Raw genomic sequence first — 1,309 nt, 5'->3', positions numbered from 1 at the left:
GAATGATCACAGTGAGATGCTTTGTGGTCCTGGGGTCGGGTGCGGCTGACTCGAATGATCAGTGACCGTGGTGTCTTGTGAACGACCTGTCGTCGTGCCCGGTCCTGGGGTTTGCACGCGACCGGACGGGCGTTTGTGACCTGATAGGAGCCTGGCCTAGAGGCCCCGTCACTGTGTTGTCCGCCCGCCCAGCCGGTGCGTGCCCTTGTCACCTGATCGGAAGGGTTGAAGGGCAATGACAAGCATGACGCATCCGCGGCCGGTGGTGTTCATGGGCGTGGACACCCACCTGGACATCCATCACCTCGCGGTGGTCGACCAGCTCGGCGCACCGCTGGGCGACACGCAGGTTCCGGCGACCCCGGCCGGGTCCGCGGCCGCGGTCGTGTTCGCGGCCGGGCATGGCGAGGTAGCCGCGGCCGGGGTCGAGGGCACCGGCTCCTACGGCGCCGGCCTGACCCGGTTCCTCACCGATGCGGGGATCGTCGTGGTCGAGGTCAACCGGCCCAACCGCGCTGAGCGCCGCCTGGCGGGCAAGTCCGACCCGATCGACGCCTACGCCGCCGCCCGCGCCGCGGCCAGCGGCCGCGCCCGGACCGTCCCGAAGGACCGGACCGGGACCGTGGAAGCCATCCGCGCGATCCACACCAGCCGCCGTGGCGCGGTCAAGGCCCGCACCCAGGCGATGAACCAGCTACGCGCCCTGCTCGTCACCGCCCCCGCCGGCCTGCGCGAACACCTGCGCGCACTACCCACCCACGAACTCGTCGACGCCTGCGCCCGGCTGCGCCCCGGTCACGACCTGGCCGACCCCACCGCCGCGACCAAGACCGCACTACGGCGGCTGGCCCGACGCATCCAGCAGCTGAGCGAGGAGATCACCGACGCCGACATCGACCTGGACACCCTGACACGCCAAGCCGCGCCCACCCTGCGCGCCCAACCCGGCGTCGGCCCCGACGCCGCCGCGAAGCTGCTCATCACCGCCGGCGACAACCCCCACCGAATCGGCTCCGACGCCGCGTTCGCCCACCTCTGCGGGGTCGCGCCCATCCCCGCCAGCTCCGGACACACCACCCGCCACCGCCTCAACCGTGGCGGCGACCGCCAAGCCAACAACGCCCTGCACACCATCACCCTCACCCGGCAACGCCACGACCCCCGCACCCGCGCCTACACCCAACGCCGCACCACCGAAGGCCTCACACCCCGCGACATCCGCCGCTGCCTCAAGCGCTACATCGCCCGCGAACTCCACCCCATCCTCACCGCAGACCTCGCCGCCTTGACCACATAGGAGCGTCGTTCA

1 protein-coding gene is annotated in these 1,309 nt (G+C 71.4%); it reads left to right on the top strand.

Going from position 1 to position 1,309, the window contains the following annotated elements; all coding sequences use genetic code 11:
• The first annotated feature begins 235 nt into the window (after window positions 1–235).
• Entirely contained in the window at window positions 236–1,297 is a 1,062-nt protein-coding gene (locus E1212_RS29100; RefSeq protein ID WP_476702855.1) for an IS110 family RNA-guided transposase, read from the top strand.
• Window positions 1,298–1,309 lie beyond the last annotated feature (12 nt).

It is taken from the genome of Jiangella ureilytica, from assembly GCF_004348545.1.
In the GTDB taxonomy this organism is placed as follows: Bacteria; Actinomycetota; Actinomycetes; order Jiangellales; family Jiangellaceae; genus Jiangella; species Jiangella ureilytica.
This window is presented reverse-complemented; position numbering and strand designations above follow the sequence as displayed.

Bases quoted from the DNA above. Each gene is read 5' to 3' on its own strand.
- E1212_RS29100 (WP_476702855.1), top strand. From the start codon at position 236: ATGACAAGCATGACGCATCCGCGGCCGGTGGTGTTCATGGGCGTGGAC.